Genomic DNA, 18,115 nt, shown 5'->3' on the forward strand with positions numbered 1-18,115 from the left:
GTGGGAGAGTGTAGGGTGAGGGGGTAATTAAATTATTACTACTTAACTGTAATCAATAATAAATGATTGTACCGTTTTTTTAATGGGATCAAATTGAGAGCGGCCAGTGTAATTTAAATTTTTACCATAGACGTGCAAAGAAATAGCCACATCAGTCGATTCATTGATTACACTATGGATATCATTAGGCATGAAACAAATAACTTCGCCAGCCTGACGAATGATGGCAGCTTTTTCTCGTCTAATATCCGCATAGCCTGATTTAGAGCCATCGTCTAATCTTGTCCAGAAATAATTTTTCTCTGTTCCATTCACACTGCCTACGACACCCCAGGTTTGGTGATCATGAGGAATAATTTCGCGACCAGGTTCCCATGTCACTAAGTTAATTGCCAAGGTATGATCCTTTTCCTCGTGAATTAGCCAAGAGGAGAACCCAATTTGCGGATCAGGATGATAATGTTTTTCTTCAAGCCAATCTGTTTTGGTCAACCACTGCTTTAAAATATTCGCAACATTGCGGATATTGGTATGGTCATCTGCTGATTGTACATTTAATGATTGTAATGCCTTGATGAGTGGGATAAGACCTTTGAGTGGCGATATAGTCATGATTTCTCCATCAAGCTTAAAAATATCTTTCAATCCAGACTATATGTTAAGTGTAATAGAGAATCCGAGACTTACAGTATCGAATATAGGTTTTTTAGCTTGCACGCCTTATAGCGTATAGATATAGTAGCAAATGTAAGTGAAACAGTTATTTCTCAGGAAAGGAACGTTAATGTCGAGTCATCCTATTGTTAGTTATTCAAAAGGTATTAAGTTCATTCATTGGCTTGTTGCAGTACTTGTGATTGTAATGCTTAGTTTCGGTTTTTTTCTTGACGATGTGCCCAAACAGTACCAAGGAACGGCCTATATGATGCATAAATCTACAGGTCTTACCATCTTGTGTCTCATGGTACTTCGCTTAATCTGGGTGGCTTACAAAGGAAAGCCTCCTTTACCTGAAGCAGTTCCACGTTGGGAGAAATTCCTTACTCACTTTGTTCAATATAGTTTCTATGTCTTTTTAATTTTGATGCCTTTAACTGGCTGGATAATGTCCGTCGCTGCGGATAGGGTGCCGTCTTATTTTGGGTTATTTAACGTACCTTTCCCTGGGGTAACACCTAATGAAGAGCTTTCAGATATTATGAATCAAGCTCACAAAACAATTGCCTGGGTTCTTATTATTTTATTGAGTTTACATGTCGCAGGTGCTTTAAAGCATCATTTCATTAATAAGGATGATATATTGCTGCGCATGTGGCCACGGCGGCGTAGGAATAAGGAATTTATTACCCAAAAGGATTAAGCTCAACGGTACTGCTTTGATTCTCAATGCATACATGCGAAGGATGCTCTAATAAGATACTTGCAGCAATGAGGTAACGCCCATTCCCTAGCGGGCTGAAATCAATTAGCTCGCCTACCTCCACTTGTCCCGAAGGTTCAAATAATTTTTTGCCAGCAGCTAAAGGGGCAGTATTTTCGATAATAAATAAGCGTAAACCGTGCTTTATTTTTGCGCGATAATGTGTTCGAGCAATAATTTCTTGTCCTTTATAACAACCTTTGTCAAAACTTAAGTACCCTGATAAATGTAAATCCAGACGATGAGGTAAAAATAATCCTCGAGTTTCTGGATAAATTTGCACTTGTTTATGGCTTAATTGTAAATAATGCCAAGCAAAAGAACCTCGAAGCTGCCCTCGCTTTCTAAACGGTTCTACAATATTAGCGATTTCTTCATTTTTGATTAGCAGAATATACAAATGATGACTGAGATGATAACCACATAAGATATCATTTTGGATGACAGCATAGTTTTCACCTAAGTCATGGAAATGAATAGGTAGCTCATCATTAGGATTGGCCAAATAAAGGCCATATACTTGATAAGCTTTAGTCGGTTCTAATTTTACTCTCGAGAGCATTGCTGCTGTGGATAATGACTTTTGAGTATCTAGCAGCAGGTCTTTTGGTAAAATAAGTTGCAACCCATCCCAATCGATGACATCCAGTAGAGCGAGAATTCTTCCTTTTAGGTTGCAGAGGGCGCCTTGACGCATTGCCGTGGATGTTATCTGCCTAATATCACAGCTTAATTGTCCTTGTAGAAATTCTTTATCCCGATCCCCTCTAACCGTAAGTCCACCTAGAAAAGGCAACTCAAAAAGATAATTCCTATTGGCTTCGAAATGCAATTCCTCTGTAATGGGAAGTGTACTGATATAAGATCTCTGGTTTATAATATGTTCTTGTTGCATTTTGTTTCTGACATAATTGCGATAATTGGCAAGTTTAGTGTAACATCGCCTCTGTTGACAATCAGGTAATGTAATGATTAATCACTCAAAAAAAGCGAAACTTCTATGGCAGTGCAGGCGAGGTATGCTCGAATTGGACTTGATTCTCAACCGTTTCGCAGAACGCTATATAGAAGAGCTTAGTGAGAGACAGTTAGAAGCATTCGATAAATTACTAAATTGTAGCGATCCTGAGCTTTATAGCTGGTTGATGGGATATGAGCAAGCCGCCGACAAGGAGTTAGCTGATATTGTTGAATTCATCAAATTGCAGGATTACCCTAGGTAATTCATTGATATTTTTGCAAATTGCATTATTGATTTATGTATTTGCATTAATGGTAATATTTTCATCTGATTGGATTTTGTGGTTAAAGCTTCTGATATCAGTTCTTTTCATTTTGTTTACCCTACGTTTGCTCCTCAAACCGTATCCCTATCCCAATTATTCGATGCTTTCATACGAACATGGAAAATGGTTATTGCATGTAAAGCAAGGCAGTCCGTTAAAGTATGATAGGGTACGAGTTATTATCAATACTGGCTTGTTTCTTTTAGTACAACTTATAGGGGAAAATAGGATTAAACTTTTGATTATTTTTGCCGATCAAATCACGAATGATGAATATAGATATTTAAAAATTAAAGAAAAATTTATGTAAGATGGACGGCATTTAAATATCTATTTGCAATAGGCTAATGGACGCTGTCTCTTGAAAAAATCCTATCTGAGGCTTGAAACTCGACCTTTCAATTTTTTAAATTTGACAAATAAAAATGACCGAATTACCGTGGCTTGACCACGGTAATTCGATCTTCTACACGGTAATTCGATGTTCTAAAAGAATCGAGTGAAAGAAAAAGCTGTGTTAGAATTCTCAAAAAATAAGAATAATTGACTTCTATGCTGGAAAGTGATCGTTTGATAAGTGCTAATTCGCCACCTTCGGAAGAAGCGTTAGATCGGGCTATCCGGCCGTTAACTTTTGATGAATATATTGGTCAGGAAACCGTTTGCTCGCAGATGCGCATTTTTATAGATGCAGCTAGAAATCGTCAGGATGCTCTTGATCATGTGCTCATTTTTGGTCCTCCTGGACTTGGAAAGACGACATTAGCCAATATTATTGCCCATGAAATGGGTGTAAATTTAAGGCAAACTTCAGGACCTGTTCTTGAAAGAGCAGGAGATATAGCCGCCATCCTCACCAACTTGCAGGAAAATGATGTGCTCTTTATTGATGAGATCCATCGCTTAAGTCCGGTCATTGAGGAAATCCTCTATCCTGCAATGGAAGACTACAAATTGGATATTATGATAGGAGAGGGGCCTGCAGCTCGTTCCATCAAGCTCGAGCTACCTTCTTTTACGTTAGTGGGTGCAACCACGCGTGCAGGTTTACTTACCTCCCCTCTGCGCGATCGTTTTGGCATCGTGCAACGCTTGGAGTTTTACACAGTAGATGCTTTGTGTAGCATTGTTTCACGTTCAGCCCGGTTGTTAGGCGTAAATGCCGAGCCAGAGGGAGCGAAAGAAATTGCCATGCGAGCTCGCGGCACCCCCAGAATTGCTAACCGGTTATTGCGCCGAGTGAGAGATTACGCTGAAGTCAAAGGTCAAGGAGTTATCACTTTAGACATTGCGAAGTGTGCTTTGGAAATGTTGGACGTTGATGAACATGGTTTTGATCTGTTAGATAGAAAATTGATGTTAACAGTTATCGAACGCTTTGCAGGTGGGCCTGTTGGTATAGATAGTATTGCAGCAGCCATTGGGGAGGAGAAGGGAACAATAGAAGATGTTCTTGAGCCTTATTTGATCCAACAAGGTTTTTTAATGCGCACCCCCCGAGGTCGTATGGCTTCTCGATTGGCGTATCAACATTTTGGTATCCCGATGCTTGAAGAAGGGTAAAGATGTCATTCCATGATGTAGATTACTTTGAACTTAAGGTTTATGCCGAAGACACGGATTTCATGGGCATTGTCTATCACGCGAACTATTTGCGTTTTTTTGAGCGAGCTAGAACAGAAATGATTCGCAAATCTGGCTTGTCTTTAACCACTCTGGCACAGTATGATTGCCATTTTGCGATCAATGACGTGAGACTACGGTATTTTTTTCCAGCTCGCCTCGAAGATCAATTAATGGTGGCATCAAAGGTCACTAATAAAAAAACTTGTAGCCTTGTATTTGATCAACGGCTCTACAATCAGGATAATACTTTGCTTTGCGAAGGGCTTATCAAGGTAGTTTGTCTTGATGAGACTATGAAACCGAGAAGAATACCAGAAAATTTATTTTAGAATACATGCTTGTTAGAACATCGAATTACCGTGGCTTGACCACGGTAATTCGGTTTTTTGATTGTCAAATTAAAAAAAACTGAAGATCGAGTATATAATATGCCTCTTAAATTTTAAGATGCGCGGTTTCATCTAAATTAGAGATATTGGGAAGCTTTAAAAAATCATTACATCAAAGTTTTAGTGGAGGAGAAGACATGGGTAGCCATGCCAGTGTGTTGGGGTATTTTCTGCAGGCCGGTCTTGTAGTGAAGACGGTTATGATGATTTTGCTTGCTGCATCAATTGTCTCCTGGACGCTCATTTTGCAAAGAGCTTGGTACTTTAAACAGAAAAAACAAGAGTGTGATGCTTTTACCAGGCGTTTTTGGGCAAGCAGTGATCTAAGTAAATTATTTGCTGATGTGGATAGTAACGTCGATACACGACAAGGTCTTGCCGCCATTTTTCATGCTGGATTTAAAGAATATGTTCGCTTAAGAAAATTAGGCTCCATGGTTATTGAACCTATCCAACGCGCTATGCAAATTAGGCATGCTAAAGAAGCTGCGTTGTTAGAACAGCATTTACCTTTATTTGCTTCAGTTGGTTCTATTGCCCCTTATGTAGGTTTATTTGGTACCGTTTGGGGAATAATGACGTCTTTCCAAGCACTTGGTCATGCTCAACAAGCCACTATTGCCATGGTAGCTCCTGGTATATCAGAGGCGTTGGTTGCCACAGCACTCGGTTTATTTACCGCTATACCTGCGGTGATTGCATTTAACCGTTATTCAATGCGCGCGAATCATTTGCTTGATCGTTATGATTTGTTCCAGGAAGAATTGGTATCACTTATTGAGCAGCAAACCGCAGCAGCAACAAGAGGGTAAGTCGTGATGTTAAAGAAAAAAAAGACAGTCGCTCACCCCATCGCTGAAATCAATGTAGTGCCCTATATTGACGTCATGCTTGTTTTGTTAGTTATTTTTATGATTACTGCCCCTATGTTAACGCAAGGAGTGACCGTTGATCTGCCCAAAGCAGCAAGTCAGAATTTAAAACCCACGGATAGAGAACCAATTATCGTGTCTGTGAATCAGCAAGGCGATTATTTTTTAAATATTAGCGCAACCCCAGAGACTCGGATTGATTCCAAGGCATTGATGGTGCGTGTAGCAGCGGAATTAGAGCTTGCTCGGCAAAACAATCAACCGATTAATGTCTTGGTGAAAGGCGATCAGGGTGTGGCCTATGGCAAAGTAGTGGGAGCAATGAGCCTGCTAAAACAAGCCGGAGCTGAACAAGTTGGTTTGTTGACAGATTCCTCTGATTTACCACAGGAGAATCAGGGATGATTAGTGATCAAAGCTACCGAAAAGCTTTTTATATAGCGATTGGTTTGCATCTATTTTTGGCGTTGTTGCTACTCATTGAGTCTACTCATCAGCGTCCAGTGATGACCATGGCAAAAAATGAACCTAGTCGAGCTTTACCCATTGAAGCAACTGAACCGCCAAAAGAAATTGTTAAAGCAACGAGTGTGGATAACCAAGAGGTTATGGAGACTATCAACCGTTTGAAACAGGAGCGGGCCAATCAACTTAAGGCTGAGCAAGCCCGACAGCAATCTCTGGCAAAACAGGCCGAAATGGCCCGCCAAACTCGTTTAAAAGAACAACAGCGATTGGCAAAACTTAAGGAAGAAGCAGAAAAAATTGCCATTGCGCGAAAAAAACAAATCGAAGAAGAACAACGTCGATTGAAGCAACTCGCGCTTGAGAAAGCACAGGAAGCCAAGCGACTCCAAGAATTAAAAGAAAAACAGGATGAGTTAAAGAAGAAACAACAGGAAGAGGCTCAGAAGCTTGCGCAATTAAAGAAGAAGCAAAAGGAAGAAGAACTCAAGGCTAAGAAAGAGAAGGAAGCACTTGCCCGCATTGAGAAAGAAAAAGCAGAGAAAGCCAAAGAAGAACTGGCTCGAGCTGAAAAGGCTAAGGCTGAATTAGCAGAAAAGAAACGTCAAGCGGCAGCACAGCAGGCAGCTGAAGATGCAGCCAAAAGGGCCCATATCGCTGGTGAAGTTGACAAATATAAGGCCATGATTGTCAATGCGATTAGCCGGCAATGGATTTTACCTGAAAATGTTAGTAATGGTTTATCGAGTCAATTTAGGATTCGTTTGGCTCCGGATGGTGCTGTTTTGGAAGTCACTTTAACACGTAGCAGTGGTGATCCGATCTTGGATCGCTCCGCACAAACGGCTATCTACAAAGCATCACCACTTCCGGTACCTGCTGATCCAGAAATGTTCGACATATTTCGTGATATCAGTCTAACTGTACGTCCAGAAAATGTTAGGGGGTAAACGTGTTAATTAAATACTTAATAACACCGCTGTTTTTATTGTTCTCATCAATGCTTTTTGCAGTGGATCTTGAATTAACGCAAGGGATTAATTCTGCTTTACCTATTGGTATAAGCTCCTTCGGATCCGATCAAATGGGTCAGCAACTGTCTGGGATAGTCAGTAACGATTTGCACTTCTCAGGGCAATTCAAAATTATTGCTCCACCACAGAGTTTTGCTGCTCAACCCTCCGTCAGCAGTTGGCGTCAAGCTGGGGCTGACAGCGTTTTAACTGGAGAGGTTCGCAGAATTGGCTATAACCGCTATGAAGTTAACTATGAATTGCTGGATGCCGTTGCTCAAGGCAGAGTGCTGTTGTCAAAAAGCTATCAAATTAGTGCGAATGAATTACGACCTTTGGCACATCATATTAGTGATGAAGTTTATCAAAAGCTTACTGGTGAACGTGGAATTTTTTCAACCAAAATTGCCTATATTTTAGTGCAGCGGCAGGGCGAAAGAGCCAAGTACTTTTTAGAGGTGGCTGATGTCGATGGCTACAATCCGCAAAGTTTACTCGTTTCCACGGAGCCCATTATGTCCCCGACCTGGTCACCTGACGGTAGACAGCTTGCTTATGTTTCTTTTGAGAAGAAAAAAGCGCAGATTTTTACGGTGGATGTGGCCACAGGTCGTCGACGATTGGTTACTGATTTTACAGGCATTAATAATGCTCCTGCGTGGTCTGTGGATGGACGTCATCTTGCAGTAGTACTCTCCAAGGGAGGCTCACCTAAAATTTATAGTATTGACCTCAGCAATGGCTCCATGAAACAGTTGACTTTCGGCGAAGCAATTGATACTGAGCCTCGTTACTCTCCTGATGGGCGCTCCTTGTTGTTCACATCGGGTAGAGGTGGTTCACCGCAAGTTTATCGCTTATCTTTGGCAGATGGCAGAGTAAGTCGCGTTACTTATGAAGGCAATTACAATGCCAGAGCTTCCTATACTCCAGATCAAAAACACGTTGTCATGCTGCATAGGGAGGACAAGAGCTTTAACATTGCTGTGCAAGATGAGGGAGGGCATGTTACGCAATTGACCTTTGCACCCCTGGATGAGTCGCCATCTTTATCTCCTAATGGGCGTTTAATTCTTTATGCAACTCGTCATAATGATCAAGGTGTCTTAGGAGTGGTTTCCATTGATGGACGAATCAAGATGCGTCTTCCAGCTCGAGAGGGAGATGTGCAGGACCCCGCTTGGTCACCCTATTTAGGTTAGGACATGATTCGCAGGATTAGCTTTTTATTGTTCTTGGTTATGGCTGTAAAAGGTTACAGCTGGAACGCTTTGGGCCATCGTTTGGTGGCCCAAATCGCTTACAACCATCTCACACCAAAGGCAAAGAAAGTCTGCAACCATTACAATCACGCACTAGATAGCATGTATCGATCGCAGAGCTTTGTTAATGCTGCTGCATGGTTAGATGGTTTGCGTTACCAAAACGACCTCTGGCTTGGGCCAAAACATTATATCGATATCCCTTTCTCATGGGATGGGACTGAGCTTGTCCAGCCTGACGACATTAATGCTGTTTCTGCCATCATTGATGCCAGCAAGATCTTGCAAGAAAATTTGGCAAATGACTTTACTAAAGGGTTTACTCTGCGAATATTACTTCATGTTGTTGGTGATATTCATCAGCCTCTTCATGCTGCTAATCAATTTAGTATTGAGCATCCGCAAGGCGATCAAGGAGGCAATCTTTTTCCTTTGTCCTCTAATTCGATAGCGACCAATTTGCATAGCTATTGGGATAAAGGAGGGGGTCTATTAAACAATGCCGAACACTACAGCGCAAAACAGCTTAGGCTTAAGGCTCATAACATTGAAAAGCATTGGCCTTGCCATCTGGAGGATATGAATCTGGATCCTGAAACGTGGGCGACGGAATCGCATCAAATAGCAATAACCAAAGTTTACCATTTAAAACCTGGTCAAAAACCAAGCCAAAAATACCAAAAGATGACTGAAATAATTACTGAACAACGTATCGCCCTTGCAGGTTGCCGCTTGGCTGCTCTGTTAAACAAACTTGTGTGAGGAGTCCTAGGCCGATTTCATCAAAGTACAATTTATAAACATGGGATGATTTGTAGGTTGGACCTTGGCTCAACAACTTTAGAACATCGTGCCATTTTGATGTTGGGTCAAGGCCCAACCACTTTTATTATTTGATCCATTAGCTTGATCTTATAGAATAGCCCACAAATTTGGATTCTATAGCGTATAGGTCATTGATGAGAAGAAAAGATGAAGTCGGACAGGATATTCATGCTAAGAAAAGAATTGCCTATACCACAATTGCTGAAAGTGGGTTAGGAGCATTACTCCCTCAACTTGAATCCAAAGTAGAGTCTTTGCAAAAACGTCTTGCGGTTAGCTTAAGTAAAAAACCGACGTTGGAAGAGACGTTCACTGAGAAGCAAATCACAGCTGCTTTAAAACTTATCAGATTGATAAGAGGTATCTTACCAAATTTTGATAAAGGTAATCTACCTAATAAGATTGCCCTCGCTATTCTCAATGGAATTTCCTTATGGAGGGATTTGAAGAGTGTCCAAGCTAGCCTAAGCTCCACTCGCTATGCCATATACAGCATCATTAAAGGCCAGTTGTCCGAGATTATTAGTAAAAGCATCGAAGAAAATGGCAATGTTCTTCCCAAGAATGATTCTTTGGAAGGTTTTAAAAATAGCCTAAAAAAACACATCCATAGCCAATTGCTTGATTTTCCAGAGCACTCCCCTTGCGCTGAATTACCTTTTCTACTCAACGAAATAGATGACATTATTGATCATTTCGATTTCGGTGAGTATTGCGGTGAAACGTTTAAGGAGCAGGAGTTCTACATAGCGTTAAAAAAAGTATTATCTAAACGCTTTGTAGATAAGTACGGACAATTGGATTTAAAGGTAGTGCATCCTATCACTTATGAACTAACTGTGTTTCTTTTGATGATGTTGCCACAAATGTCTCCCAACTTACAGGCATTTATATCCTTCTTAAATCCTGATGCTATCAACATTAAAGTGACTCGCGTTAAAGAAAACGTTCCCAATGATTACTGTTATCAGAAGGGGAAAGAATTGATCGATGGTGAAGAGCTGTATCTTATAATGAGGGGTAAAGCTCCCAGTCATCTTTCTGCTAATTTGCGTCGCTATTTTACTGACTATGCAGATACAGTGCATGTAAAAAGTGAGCGAGCAAAAATGGATTTATTGCAGAAGTTTATTCAGAGTGAAAAACAAAGTCTTGACATGGACCTTGCACTCTATAAAAAACTTGAAAGAGAAATGAAGGAAAAAAAAACCATCGATGCATTTGATGTCAAACCATCGATTGCTCTTCTACAGCAGCAGGAAGAGCAGGCAAAGGTCTTAATTAAGGCTATTGTTGAAAAATTGACCTCTTATAAGACGCGGACCTTTAAGCAGCTTCTGGATGCATCCTCTGATGGCCTAAGAGAGCAATTAGCTCAGAATATGACTGATAAGCTTGATATAAGCTATGCGGAACAAATTTTACCTTCGATGTGTCTTATTGAAGAAACGCAAGGTTTTACGGTTATATCAATTCAAGAAAGCCTATATCAGATCACAGAAACGTCTCTTACTTATTTAGAGGATTCGCTTAAACAAATTAAAAAAGATAAAGAGCAACTTATTCGCGACTATCATCATCAAAGAAACGATCAAATCGCGCGTGAGCTTGATGGTGTCAATTCCAGTTTAAGTCACCTGATTCAGCAAATTAGCCAAATCCAAGTGACTGATAATATTGACGATTTATTATTGCGCTTAAAAGAATTGAAGGAAAGGGTGGATAGCTTCTTAGAGCTCCAAACTTCTCTCGATCACTTAGACAAAGAATTAAGTCCCCCATTTTATTGCCCAGAATCTTTAGATGATTCATTCAGAACAAGTATTGGGCACATTTATGAAACCAGCAGAGTTGTATTACAAGAATGTCAACACGTGCTGCACAGGACAGAAAAAGCCATTAAAGCAAAAGAGAGAGCACTGACCTTGTGTCTCGAAAAAGAGCGGGCTGCCCAAGCTTTTGCAGAAAATATGAAATTACTGAATGCCCAAACCTTAGCATCGTTATGGCAAGACAAAAAAATATTGCTTGAAAGCAAAAAATCTCAAGGAAAAGAACTTCTCAAAGAAATAGAGGTTAAAAAGGAAAACCTCATAGACATCGATAGGCTTTATGGTAAAGGTGATCCGTTGTCCTGTCAGCCACCAAAATATATAACTCAACGCAATAGCAAGTTGAAAGAAGTTTTAGATACAGTAGAGATGATAAGAGATGATCTACTTACTTTCATACCTGAACAAAGTAAGTTCGAAAGTCTATTAAAAGTGACCAACTTAGAATCTACTGAAGGAGCTTTCAATGCGCAATTATGGGTAGAATCCCTGGCGGCAAATATGGAGGATTCTTTGCAGCGAGAACAAGAGTTAGAGAAAGATGGCAATACCAAAACTCAAATTCGCGATGCCCTATTAAGTGTAAGTTCAATTCTAAAGCAAGAAAGCATTAAAAACGTATCTGATGAGTTAGCAAAGTTAAAGTTACTAAATCAGTTAAAACCTGTCTATGGCTTGGGCACAAACCCGAAGAATGAAATAAATGAGCTGATTGCATTTATTACTGGCAAAAACAAGTTGGGTATTGAAATATTGGCAAAAATATTGAGTTTATCTACCGCAGAGATTTATTCTTACTGTGCAAACGAAGAAAGGAAGAAGTTATTTCAGCAAGCAGTAGAAAAGCAAACCCATCTTCTAAAACGACAGATAGAAAGCATCAATTTAGTAAAAACCCACAATGCAATATACAGAAAGCTTAAAGAGAATATTGCTCAAATTCGAAGCGACCTTTCCAACCTGGTGGCATTCAATGAGATTCAACATGCTATGGATCAAGAATACAGAGAAAAAATGGAAGCCTTGAGCGTGCAAATGGCATTCTTGCAAGAGTCTTCCGGAGGGGTGGGTAAAGAGATTGGTTCTCTCGAGCTAGAAGTCCAAATCCTAGAAAAAATAAACCAATTACTTGATGGAAGTCAGACGCTAAATAAACACCTCACTGCTGATACTCAAATTTCAGAAGCGCATTGTGTTATGGCGGAGAAACAGTTAAGAGATTTGCTCCAAGAGTTTATAGTACTCCAGCAATTAGTAGCTTCGTGGAAAGAGGTTTTGAGTTATACTACGAGTACAGTAGGAATTGGTGAACTATTGACTACTTCGGGTCAAAGAGTTTCTGAACTAAGGGTTGCTGTTTGTAGTAGTAAATTCAAGGAGATTGAAGAGGCTATAGATTTAGTTGAGCAACCCTCCTTTGCTGTTCTATTAAATGTCCTGAGCCAACAGCTTGAAAAGTACAATAACTATTGTTCAGCAATACCGCTTGCCTTTAAGGACATCGATTTACTACGCAAAGAGTTAGAGGTGGCTCGCGGAACAAAAACAGCTGATGAAAATGAGAATACGAAGCCTTTAGAATCTCTTCGTAAGCAGTTGCAAATTAATTTTTTACAGAAAATTGAGCATATTTTAATCTCTTTTGCTGTTGAGATTCAAAGACAAGACCAGCAATTGAAGATTGCTCTTAGTGAGACGCGTGATAATTATCAGCTGCATTTATCGGCTGTGACCACCTTGGGCGTTTATCTTGAAACATTTCCAATATCAGACTTAGGTACTTTAAAGGCAGGTCTTGAGAAGTTACAACCAGATGCTAAGAATACCTTGCAGCGTTTAATGACCATAGAGACCAATATTAACCTGCTTAAGAAGGAACATGAGACTCACAGTATCGTATTACAGAATCAAAAGGCGCGTCAGGATATGCGGGAGCAGGTGCAGAGGCAATTTTGCGAGCAGCTAAGTCATTACCTTGATCAACGTCATAAAAAATATAGATTTAAAGATTTTTTCAGCAGTCAAGATGTTATTCAACGTAAGCAATTCATCGAAGGCCTATTAATAAAGTTAGAAGAGTATAGCCAGTCAGGTAAGAGTCAAGATATTTTAGATTATATCGCTAGAAGCAAGTTCCCGGGCTTAGGCTTACAACCCATTCTCAGAAGATTGATCATTGCAATCAAAGCGTTGGATAAACAGACACCGTCTGAACAAACCAATTATGTAACGCTCAAACTACCAGAAATACCGCATCATCAAGATGCCATGGAACAGCTTAAGACATTTGAATCTTCGCATCCTAAATTGTGTAGTGCTTTGACTGTCCTGGTTAGTGAAATTGATGAGCTTGAAAAGCATGGTAATAAAATTCAGGGAGAGGATGGTAAAACAGCAAAGGGGTTGGCTGTGTCCTTGCGCAAACAGGTGGATAGTTATATTTGTGCACAAGCTGTAAATGATCGTCTTTCAGTAAGCGATTTCGAGACGTTTCGTGCTGATTTTATGGACCTTTTACATAGTCAAGACGACAGTATGTCCAAACACCGCTCCTTCTGGAAACCCTTTATCACGAATGTTGCTGCGGCATTCTTCACATTAGGTATTGCTCTAGGTGTTAAGCTCATCGGTTCAAAGCTGATGACGGGGCATGCCTCCTTCTTCGGTGAAACAATACGATTTCAATATGTGCAGAGTATTGAGGAGGAACTTGCAAATGTTGCTGCGGCTGTATCTGCGGTTGTATCTGCGGTTTGAGAAATAAGATCAGGCAACATACTTTCCATCAAAACCCTTCCTTTACCCAAGAATTTAATAGCTGCCTATACTAAATTTAAATGACGACGGATATTTATATTTTAAAAAATATTCATGTCCTTGAGTCGCTCCCGGTTAATTTTAAAAACTGATCAATCTAGGAAAAAACCATGAGGCTAAAAAATAAACTAGCTATTATTACCGGCGGTAATAGTGGGATAGGCTATGCTGTTGCCGAATTATTCCTTCGTGAAGGGGCAAAAATTGCCATTACTGGGCGCGATAAGAAAAAAATTAGAGCAGCTCAAGATAAGTGGGGGCCAAAAGCCCTTTGTTGCCAAACAGATGTGACTGAACTACAGGCTCTAGAAATTTTTTTTGAAAAGGTTCAAAAACATTTTGCTCAAGGTATTGATATTCTTGTAGCCAATGCAGGGATATCGCAAGAGACCCCTCTTAAGGATACGACAGAAGAAAGCTTTAATAAGATTATATCTATCAATGTAAACGGTGTTTTTTTTACTGTGCAAAAGGCCTTGCCTTATTTAAAAAAAGGTTCCTCCATTATCTTAGTAGCCTCATTGGCTGCTAAACAGGGAATTAAAAATTTTTCTGCTTATTGTGCCTCCAAAGCCGCTGTTCTTTCTTTAGCAAAATGTTTAGCTGCAGAATTAGTTAGCGAGAATATACGAGTGAACTCCATTTCTCCCGGAGTTGTTAATACACCAATTCTTCACGGTTTACAGTTATCTGAAGATAATTTGAAGAACTGGTCGGCATCCATTCCTTTAAAACGCTTTGCCAAAGCTGAAGAAATAGCGCAGTCGATGCTTTTTTTAGCCTCAGAGGAATCAAGCTATCTTACAGGGGCTGATTTGGCCGTTGATGGCGGATTGTCAGGGATTGGTTCTTTATAATGGCTAAGGATGGCAAGAAACATAACTTCTCTGGGTAGAGAAGAAGTACCCCTCACCATGTAGCGCAGCGGGTGAGGGGCCATCAGAATTCAATTAGGGCTTCTGCAAAGCATCAATCACAGCGCCTAAAAAGCGTGTTGCTTCTCCGCCTGTGACCGCGCGATGGTCAAAGCTTAAAGATAACGGCAAGAGACGATGCTTTTCAATTTTGCTTTGACTGACTACAGCCCCTTCATAAAGGCGACCCACTGCTAAAATTGCTACCATAGGGGGTACAATAATTGGGCTGGCAAAACGTCCGGCGAATTTGCCAAAGTTCGACAGGGTGATTGTTGCTCCTTTTAAATTTTCAGAAGCCACTGTGCGATTCTGAACATCTTTTTTGTAATCATTAATCATATGACGCAATTGGTCATCGCTATGCTTGGCTGCATCATGAATGACGGGCACAAATAAACCTTCTGTGCTATCCATTGCTAAACCTAAATTGACTTCTCTAAAGCATTTGCGTGCACCATGAGCGGTATCAAACCAGGCATTAAGAGCTGGTTCTTTTTTACAGGCTTGAATAATCGCTCGGATAAGGCGCACGGTAATATCACTTCCGGCATCCCAACCCTCGATGTCTGCTTCATCAAAAATACTAACGGGTACTACTTCTTGATGCGATTGCACCATACTATTGAGCATTGCTCGCCGCACACCCCGTAAAGGCTCATAGCCTTCTGGAAGCTCGGCCTTTTTGTTCGCTGCGGCTTGTACATCTTCGCGGGTAATCACTCCGTGCTCACCACTGCCTGTTACGCTCTTAAGATCGACACCTAGTTTTTTAGCGAGCAATCTTACAGCGGGTGTGACTTTAATGCGCGTGGATGTGGGACGACTTGCACCGATCGTGAATTTATCTTCGCTTATCTCAGTACTTTCTTCCAAATTACCAACAACGGTGCCTTTATCTTCGCGAAGCGTATCTGTTGCTGCAAAAGCAACCAAAGGTTCACCTGTCTTAATGACATCACCTGGCTTCCCAAATAACTTCACAATGGTTCCACCTTGAGGGCAAGGAACATCAACCACTGCTTTTGCGGTTTCCATAGAAACTAAAGGTTGGTCAACTTGGACTGTATCACCTTCTTTGACAAACCACTCGTGAATTTCAGCATCAGGTAAGCCTTCGCCCAAATCAGGTAAATTGAATATATTCATTATCACTCCATTATGCTCATGACACTGTCTTTAATGCGGGATACACTGGGGATATAGTTTTTTTCTAACTGGAAGTAGGGCATGACGACGTCATAGCCAGTTACCCGCTGAACAGGAGCGAGTAAATCTGATAGACAATTTTCCATCAATTGTGCGGAAATTTCAGCACCCACTCCACAGGTTTTTGCGCCTTCATGAATGATCACACAACGCCCCGTTTTTTCAACAGACAAAAGAATGGTTTCAATATCCAGAGGCTTGATTGTGGCAACATCAATGACTTCACAAGAGATGCCTTCATCACCTAGTTGTTTGGAAGCTTGCAATGTCTCATGTAAACTGGCTCCCCAGCTAACCAAAGTAACATCTTCTCCTTCTTGCAGCGTGAAGCATTTACCGAGTGGCAGTGCTTTACCGTCATCTTCCACAGGTTGTTTTACCAATCGATAAATTCGTTTAGGCTCCAGAAAAATAACGGGATCAGGATTTCTAATTGCTGCTAATAACAAACCATAACATCTTTTAGGTGAGGAGGGGATAACCACCTGTAAGCCTGGAATATGAGTAAATAAGGCTTCTGTGCTTTCTGAATGATGCTCGGGAGCACGAATGCCACCACCAAAAGGAGCACGAAAGACCAAAGGACAATGCAATCGACCACGGGTTCTGTTGCGCATGCGCGCAGCATGAGAAATGATTTGATTCATTGCAGGGTAAATAAAACCCATAAATTGAAATTCTGCAACAGGTTTTAGACCCTGAGTTGACATACCTATGGCTAAACCTGCGATCATGGATTCGGCTAAAGGTGAATCGAATACGCGACGCTCACCAAACCTTTCTTGTAACCCGAGTGTGGCGCGGAATACACCCCCATTTTTACCCACATCTTCACCAAAGACGACAACATTTTCATCATGGGCCAATTCATAAGCTAAAGCTTGTGTGACTGCTTCAACAAGCGTGATATCAGGCATGAGATGCTTCCTCCATGGCTATTGCACGTTGCTCAACCAGGTAATCTGGTAATTCAGCATAGTGATAATCAAATATACTTGTTACGGGTTGTCGTGGGCGACTTAGGTATTCATTGACAGCTTCCTCAACGGTTTTTGTGCACTGATTGATTAAATTCTTTTCTTGCTGCTCATCCCAAAGCTGATGACGCTCTAAATAGTATTTAAAGCGGCTAATAGGCTCCTTTAGCTTGGCGAGTTCTACTTCTTCGCATGGTTGATAGCGAGTTGCATCATCGGCTGTGGTGTGATCACAAAGACGATAGGTTAGAGCTTCAATTAATGTAGGCCCACCACCACGACGTGCTTTTTCAATGGCTTCACTAATGACCTGGCAGCAAGCCAGGATGTCGTTCCCATCCACTTGAATGCCGTCGAATCCAGCCGCAATGGCCTTTTGTGCGATCGTTTGTGAGGCAGTTTGTTTTGATAATGGAACAGAAATAGCCCATTGATTGTTGTTCACGACAAAGACAACAGGCAAATTCCAGGTGCCTGCTACATTCATTGCCTCATAAAAATCACCTTCAGATGTTCCACCTTCACCCAGGCATACAACGGCCACGCGTTTTTCATTGCGGTATTGGAATGCAAAAGCCACGCCTGTTGCATGTAAGCACTGAGAGGCAATGGGCACACAAATTGGGAAATCTTCGGAATTACAAGCAAATTGGCTGCCGCGTTCATCGCCTCCCCAATAGGCAAGAATCTCAGACATTTTTACGCCACGCTGAAATTGGGCAGCATAATCACGATAATAAGGCACGAAAACATCTTCTTTGCGCATTGCATGACCAATGGCTGTTGAGATAGCTTCCTGGCCATTAATGGGTGCATACGTGCCCATTTTCCCAGTACGCTGAAGTGCAATGGCTTTTTTGTCAAAAGCTCTTGTGTGCACCATGACACTATAGAGTTCTTTTAAGATATTTTCGTCTGTAGCAAAAGAAGGTAAGTTACTGGTAACTTCACCTTCTTCATTAATGTATTGGACAAAGGATATTTCAAAACTGGCGACTGTTGTCACGGCTGTCTCCTTGTTAACAACGCCGCCATAGCATACTCACAATTGAGATTAAAAACTAGCAATTATGGTTATTTCCTTGTTAAAACCACAATGTAGTTCTTCTATAGAAAGGAAACAAATGAAATCCGAATTTGCAATAAACAGCCTGAGCTGTACAATTCTCGGCTATATGAGTGTGATTGAAATTTAATTATGTTATTAA

Annotated in this window: 17 protein-coding genes; 12 read left to right on the plus strand and 5 right to left on the minus strand. The window is 40.9% G+C overall.

Going from position 1 to position 18,115, the window contains the following annotated elements:
* Window positions 1-42: 42 nt before the first annotated feature.
* Window positions 43-612, minus strand: coding sequence for a cysteine dioxygenase family protein (locus CKV79_RS05980; protein WP_028373709.1), 570 nt, complete (start codon window positions 610-612; stop codon window positions 43-45).
* 172 nt (window positions 613-784) lie between these two features.
* Here CKV79_RS05980 and CKV79_RS05985 point away from each other — a divergent pair, with 172 nt between their 5' ends.
* A complete protein-coding gene (locus tag CKV79_RS05985; RefSeq protein ID WP_028373710.1) occupies window positions 785-1,360 on the plus strand; it encodes a cytochrome b in 576 nt (191 codons plus the stop codon).
* On the opposite strand, the gene ygfZ is transcribed toward CKV79_RS05985, so the two are convergent.
* Window positions 1,344-2,315, minus strand: a complete 972-nt coding sequence (gene ygfZ / locus CKV79_RS05990; RefSeq protein WP_035915792.1) for a CAF17-like 4Fe-4S cluster assembly/insertion protein YgfZ — start codon at window positions 2,313-2,315, stop codon at window positions 1,344-1,346. The two genes, CKV79_RS05985 and ygfZ, sit on opposite strands and share 17 nt — an antisense overlap.
* Window positions 2,316-2,391: 76 nt before the next feature.
* On the opposite strand from ygfZ, the gene CKV79_RS05995 reads away from it, so the two are divergent.
* The 11 genes from CKV79_RS05995 to CKV79_RS06045 all read left to right on the plus strand — a co-directional run bounded on the left by CKV79_RS05995 (window position 2,392) and on the right by CKV79_RS06045 (window position 14,664).
* Window positions 2,392-2,643 (plus strand): FAD assembly factor SdhE, encoded by a 252-nt coding sequence (locus tag CKV79_RS05995; RefSeq protein WP_028373711.1) that lies wholly within the window; start codon window positions 2,392-2,394, stop codon window positions 2,641-2,643.
* 28 nt (window positions 2,644-2,671) lie between these two features.
* The gene (locus tag CKV79_RS14165) at window positions 2,672-3,016 is read left to right on the plus strand and encodes a protein YgfX (RefSeq protein ID WP_408606922.1); all 345 of its coding nucleotides are present in this window, start codon (window positions 2,672-2,674) and stop codon (window positions 3,014-3,016) included.
* Between the two features lie 242 nt (window positions 3,017-3,258).
* A complete protein-coding gene (gene ruvB / locus CKV79_RS06005; protein ID WP_028373713.1) occupies window positions 3,259-4,269 on the plus strand; it encodes a Holliday junction branch migration DNA helicase RuvB in 1,011 nt (336 codons plus the stop codon).
* Between the two features lie 2 nt (window positions 4,270-4,271).
* Window positions 4,272-4,661 carry a YbgC/FadM family acyl-CoA thioesterase gene (locus CKV79_RS06010; protein WP_028373714.1) on the plus strand — a complete coding sequence of 130 codons (390 nt, stop codon included), beginning with the start codon at window positions 4,272-4,274 and terminating at the stop codon, window positions 4,659-4,661.
* A 197-nt stretch (window positions 4,662-4,858) separates the two neighbouring features.
* Window positions 4,859-5,533, plus strand: coding sequence for a protein TolQ (gene tolQ / locus CKV79_RS06015; protein WP_028373715.1), 675 nt, complete (start codon window positions 4,859-4,861; stop codon window positions 5,531-5,533).
* A gap of 6 nt (window positions 5,534-5,539) precedes the next feature.
* Entirely contained in the window at window positions 5,540-5,998 is a 459-nt protein-coding gene (tolR, locus tag CKV79_RS06020; RefSeq protein ID WP_028373716.1) for a protein TolR, read from the plus strand.
* Window positions 5,995-7,008: a cell envelope integrity protein TolA gene (tolA, locus tag CKV79_RS06025; RefSeq protein WP_028373717.1), complete on the plus strand. Its 1,014-nt coding sequence runs from the start codon at window positions 5,995-5,997 to the stop codon at window positions 7,006-7,008. The genes tolR and tolA overlap by 4 nt, the downstream gene beginning before the upstream one ends.
* A 50-nt stretch (window positions 7,009-7,058) precedes the next feature.
* Window positions 7,059-8,273, plus strand: coding sequence for a Tol-Pal system beta propeller repeat protein TolB (gene tolB / locus CKV79_RS06030; protein WP_051546199.1), 1,215 nt, complete (start codon window positions 7,059-7,061; stop codon window positions 8,271-8,273).
* A gap of 3 nt (window positions 8,274-8,276) precedes the next feature.
* Window positions 8,277-9,095: a S1/P1 nuclease gene (locus CKV79_RS06035; protein WP_028373719.1), complete on the plus strand. Its 819-nt coding sequence runs from the start codon at window positions 8,277-8,279 to the stop codon at window positions 9,093-9,095.
* Between the two features lie 197 nt (window positions 9,096-9,292).
* Window positions 9,293-13,747: a hypothetical protein gene (locus CKV79_RS06040; protein ID WP_035915798.1), complete on the plus strand. Its 4,455-nt coding sequence runs from the start codon at window positions 9,293-9,295 to the stop codon at window positions 13,745-13,747.
* A 170-nt stretch (window positions 13,748-13,917) separates the two neighbouring features.
* A complete protein-coding gene (locus CKV79_RS06045; protein WP_028373720.1) occupies window positions 13,918-14,664 on the plus strand; it encodes an SDR family NAD(P)-dependent oxidoreductase in 747 nt (248 codons plus the stop codon).
* A 93-nt stretch (window positions 14,665-14,757) separates the two neighbouring features.
* On the opposite strand, the gene CKV79_RS06050 is transcribed toward CKV79_RS06045, so the two are convergent.
* Genes CKV79_RS06050 through pdhA form a run of 3 tightly spaced genes read right to left on the minus strand, consistent with a single transcriptional unit; the run spans window position 14,758 to window position 17,913 of the window.
* Complete coding sequence (locus tag CKV79_RS06050) at window positions 14,758-15,870, minus strand: dihydrolipoamide acetyltransferase family protein (RefSeq protein ID WP_028373721.1); 1,113 nt, start codon at window positions 15,868-15,870, stop codon at window positions 14,758-14,760.
* Between the two features lie 2 nt (window positions 15,871-15,872).
* On the minus strand, window positions 15,873-16,847 hold the full coding sequence (locus CKV79_RS06055) for an alpha-ketoacid dehydrogenase subunit beta (protein ID WP_028373722.1): 975 nt from the start codon (window positions 16,845-16,847) through the stop codon (window positions 15,873-15,875).
* Complete coding sequence (pdhA, locus tag CKV79_RS06060) at window positions 16,840-17,913, minus strand: pyruvate dehydrogenase (acetyl-transferring) E1 component subunit alpha (protein ID WP_028373723.1); 1,074 nt, start codon at window positions 17,911-17,913, stop codon at window positions 16,840-16,842. Before pdhA ends, CKV79_RS06055 begins: the two co-directional genes overlap by 8 nt.
* Window positions 17,914-18,115: the final 202 nt, after the last annotated feature.

The organism is Legionella lansingensis, assembly GCF_900187355.1.
GTDB lineage: Bacteria > Pseudomonadota > Gammaproteobacteria > Legionellales > Legionellaceae > Tatlockia > Tatlockia lansingensis.

What these genes read in the sequence shown, in the direction of transcription:
- CKV79_RS06045 (WP_028373720.1), top strand. Translation starts at nt 13,918, where the DNA reads ATGAGGCTAAAAAATAAACTAGCTATTATTACCGGCGGTAATAGTGGG.
- CKV79_RS05985 (WP_028373710.1), top strand. Translation starts at nt 785, where the DNA reads ATGTCGAGTCATCCTATTGTTAGTTATTCAAAAGGTATTAAGTTCATT.
- tolR (WP_028373716.1), top strand. Translation starts at nt 5,540, where the DNA reads ATGTTAAAGAAAAAAAAGACAGTCGCTCACCCCATCGCTGAAATCAAT.
- tolA (WP_028373717.1), top strand. Translation starts at nt 5,995, where the DNA reads ATGATTAGTGATCAAAGCTACCGAAAAGCTTTTTATATAGCGATTGGT.
- CKV79_RS06050 (WP_028373721.1), bottom strand. Translation starts at nt 15,870, where the DNA reads ATGAATATATTCAATTTACCTGATTTGGGCGAAGGCTTACCTGATGCT.
- ruvB (WP_028373713.1), top strand. Translation starts at nt 3,259, where the DNA reads ATGCTGGAAAGTGATCGTTTGATAAGTGCTAATTCGCCACCTTCGGAA.
- ygfZ (WP_035915792.1), bottom strand. Translation starts at nt 2,315, where the DNA reads ATGCAACAAGAACATATTATAAACCAGAGATCTTATATCAGTACACTT.
- CKV79_RS06055 (WP_028373722.1), bottom strand. Translation starts at nt 16,847, where the DNA reads ATGCCTGATATCACGCTTGTTGAAGCAGTCACACAAGCTTTAGCTTAT.
- CKV79_RS06010 (WP_028373714.1), top strand. Translation starts at nt 4,272, where the DNA reads ATGTCATTCCATGATGTAGATTACTTTGAACTTAAGGTTTATGCCGAA.
- CKV79_RS06040 (WP_035915798.1), top strand. Translation starts at nt 9,293, where the DNA reads ATGAGAAGAAAAGATGAAGTCGGACAGGATATTCATGCTAAGAAAAGA.
- tolB (WP_051546199.1), top strand. Translation starts at nt 7,059, where the DNA reads ATGCTTTTTGCAGTGGATCTTGAATTAACGCAAGGGATTAATTCTGCT.
- CKV79_RS05980 (WP_028373709.1), bottom strand. Translation starts at nt 612, where the DNA reads ATGACTATATCGCCACTCAAAGGTCTTATCCCACTCATCAAGGCATTA.
- tolQ (WP_028373715.1), top strand. Translation starts at nt 4,859, where the DNA reads ATGGGTAGCCATGCCAGTGTGTTGGGGTATTTTCTGCAGGCCGGTCTT.
- CKV79_RS06035 (WP_028373719.1), top strand. Translation starts at nt 8,277, where the DNA reads ATGATTCGCAGGATTAGCTTTTTATTGTTCTTGGTTATGGCTGTAAAA.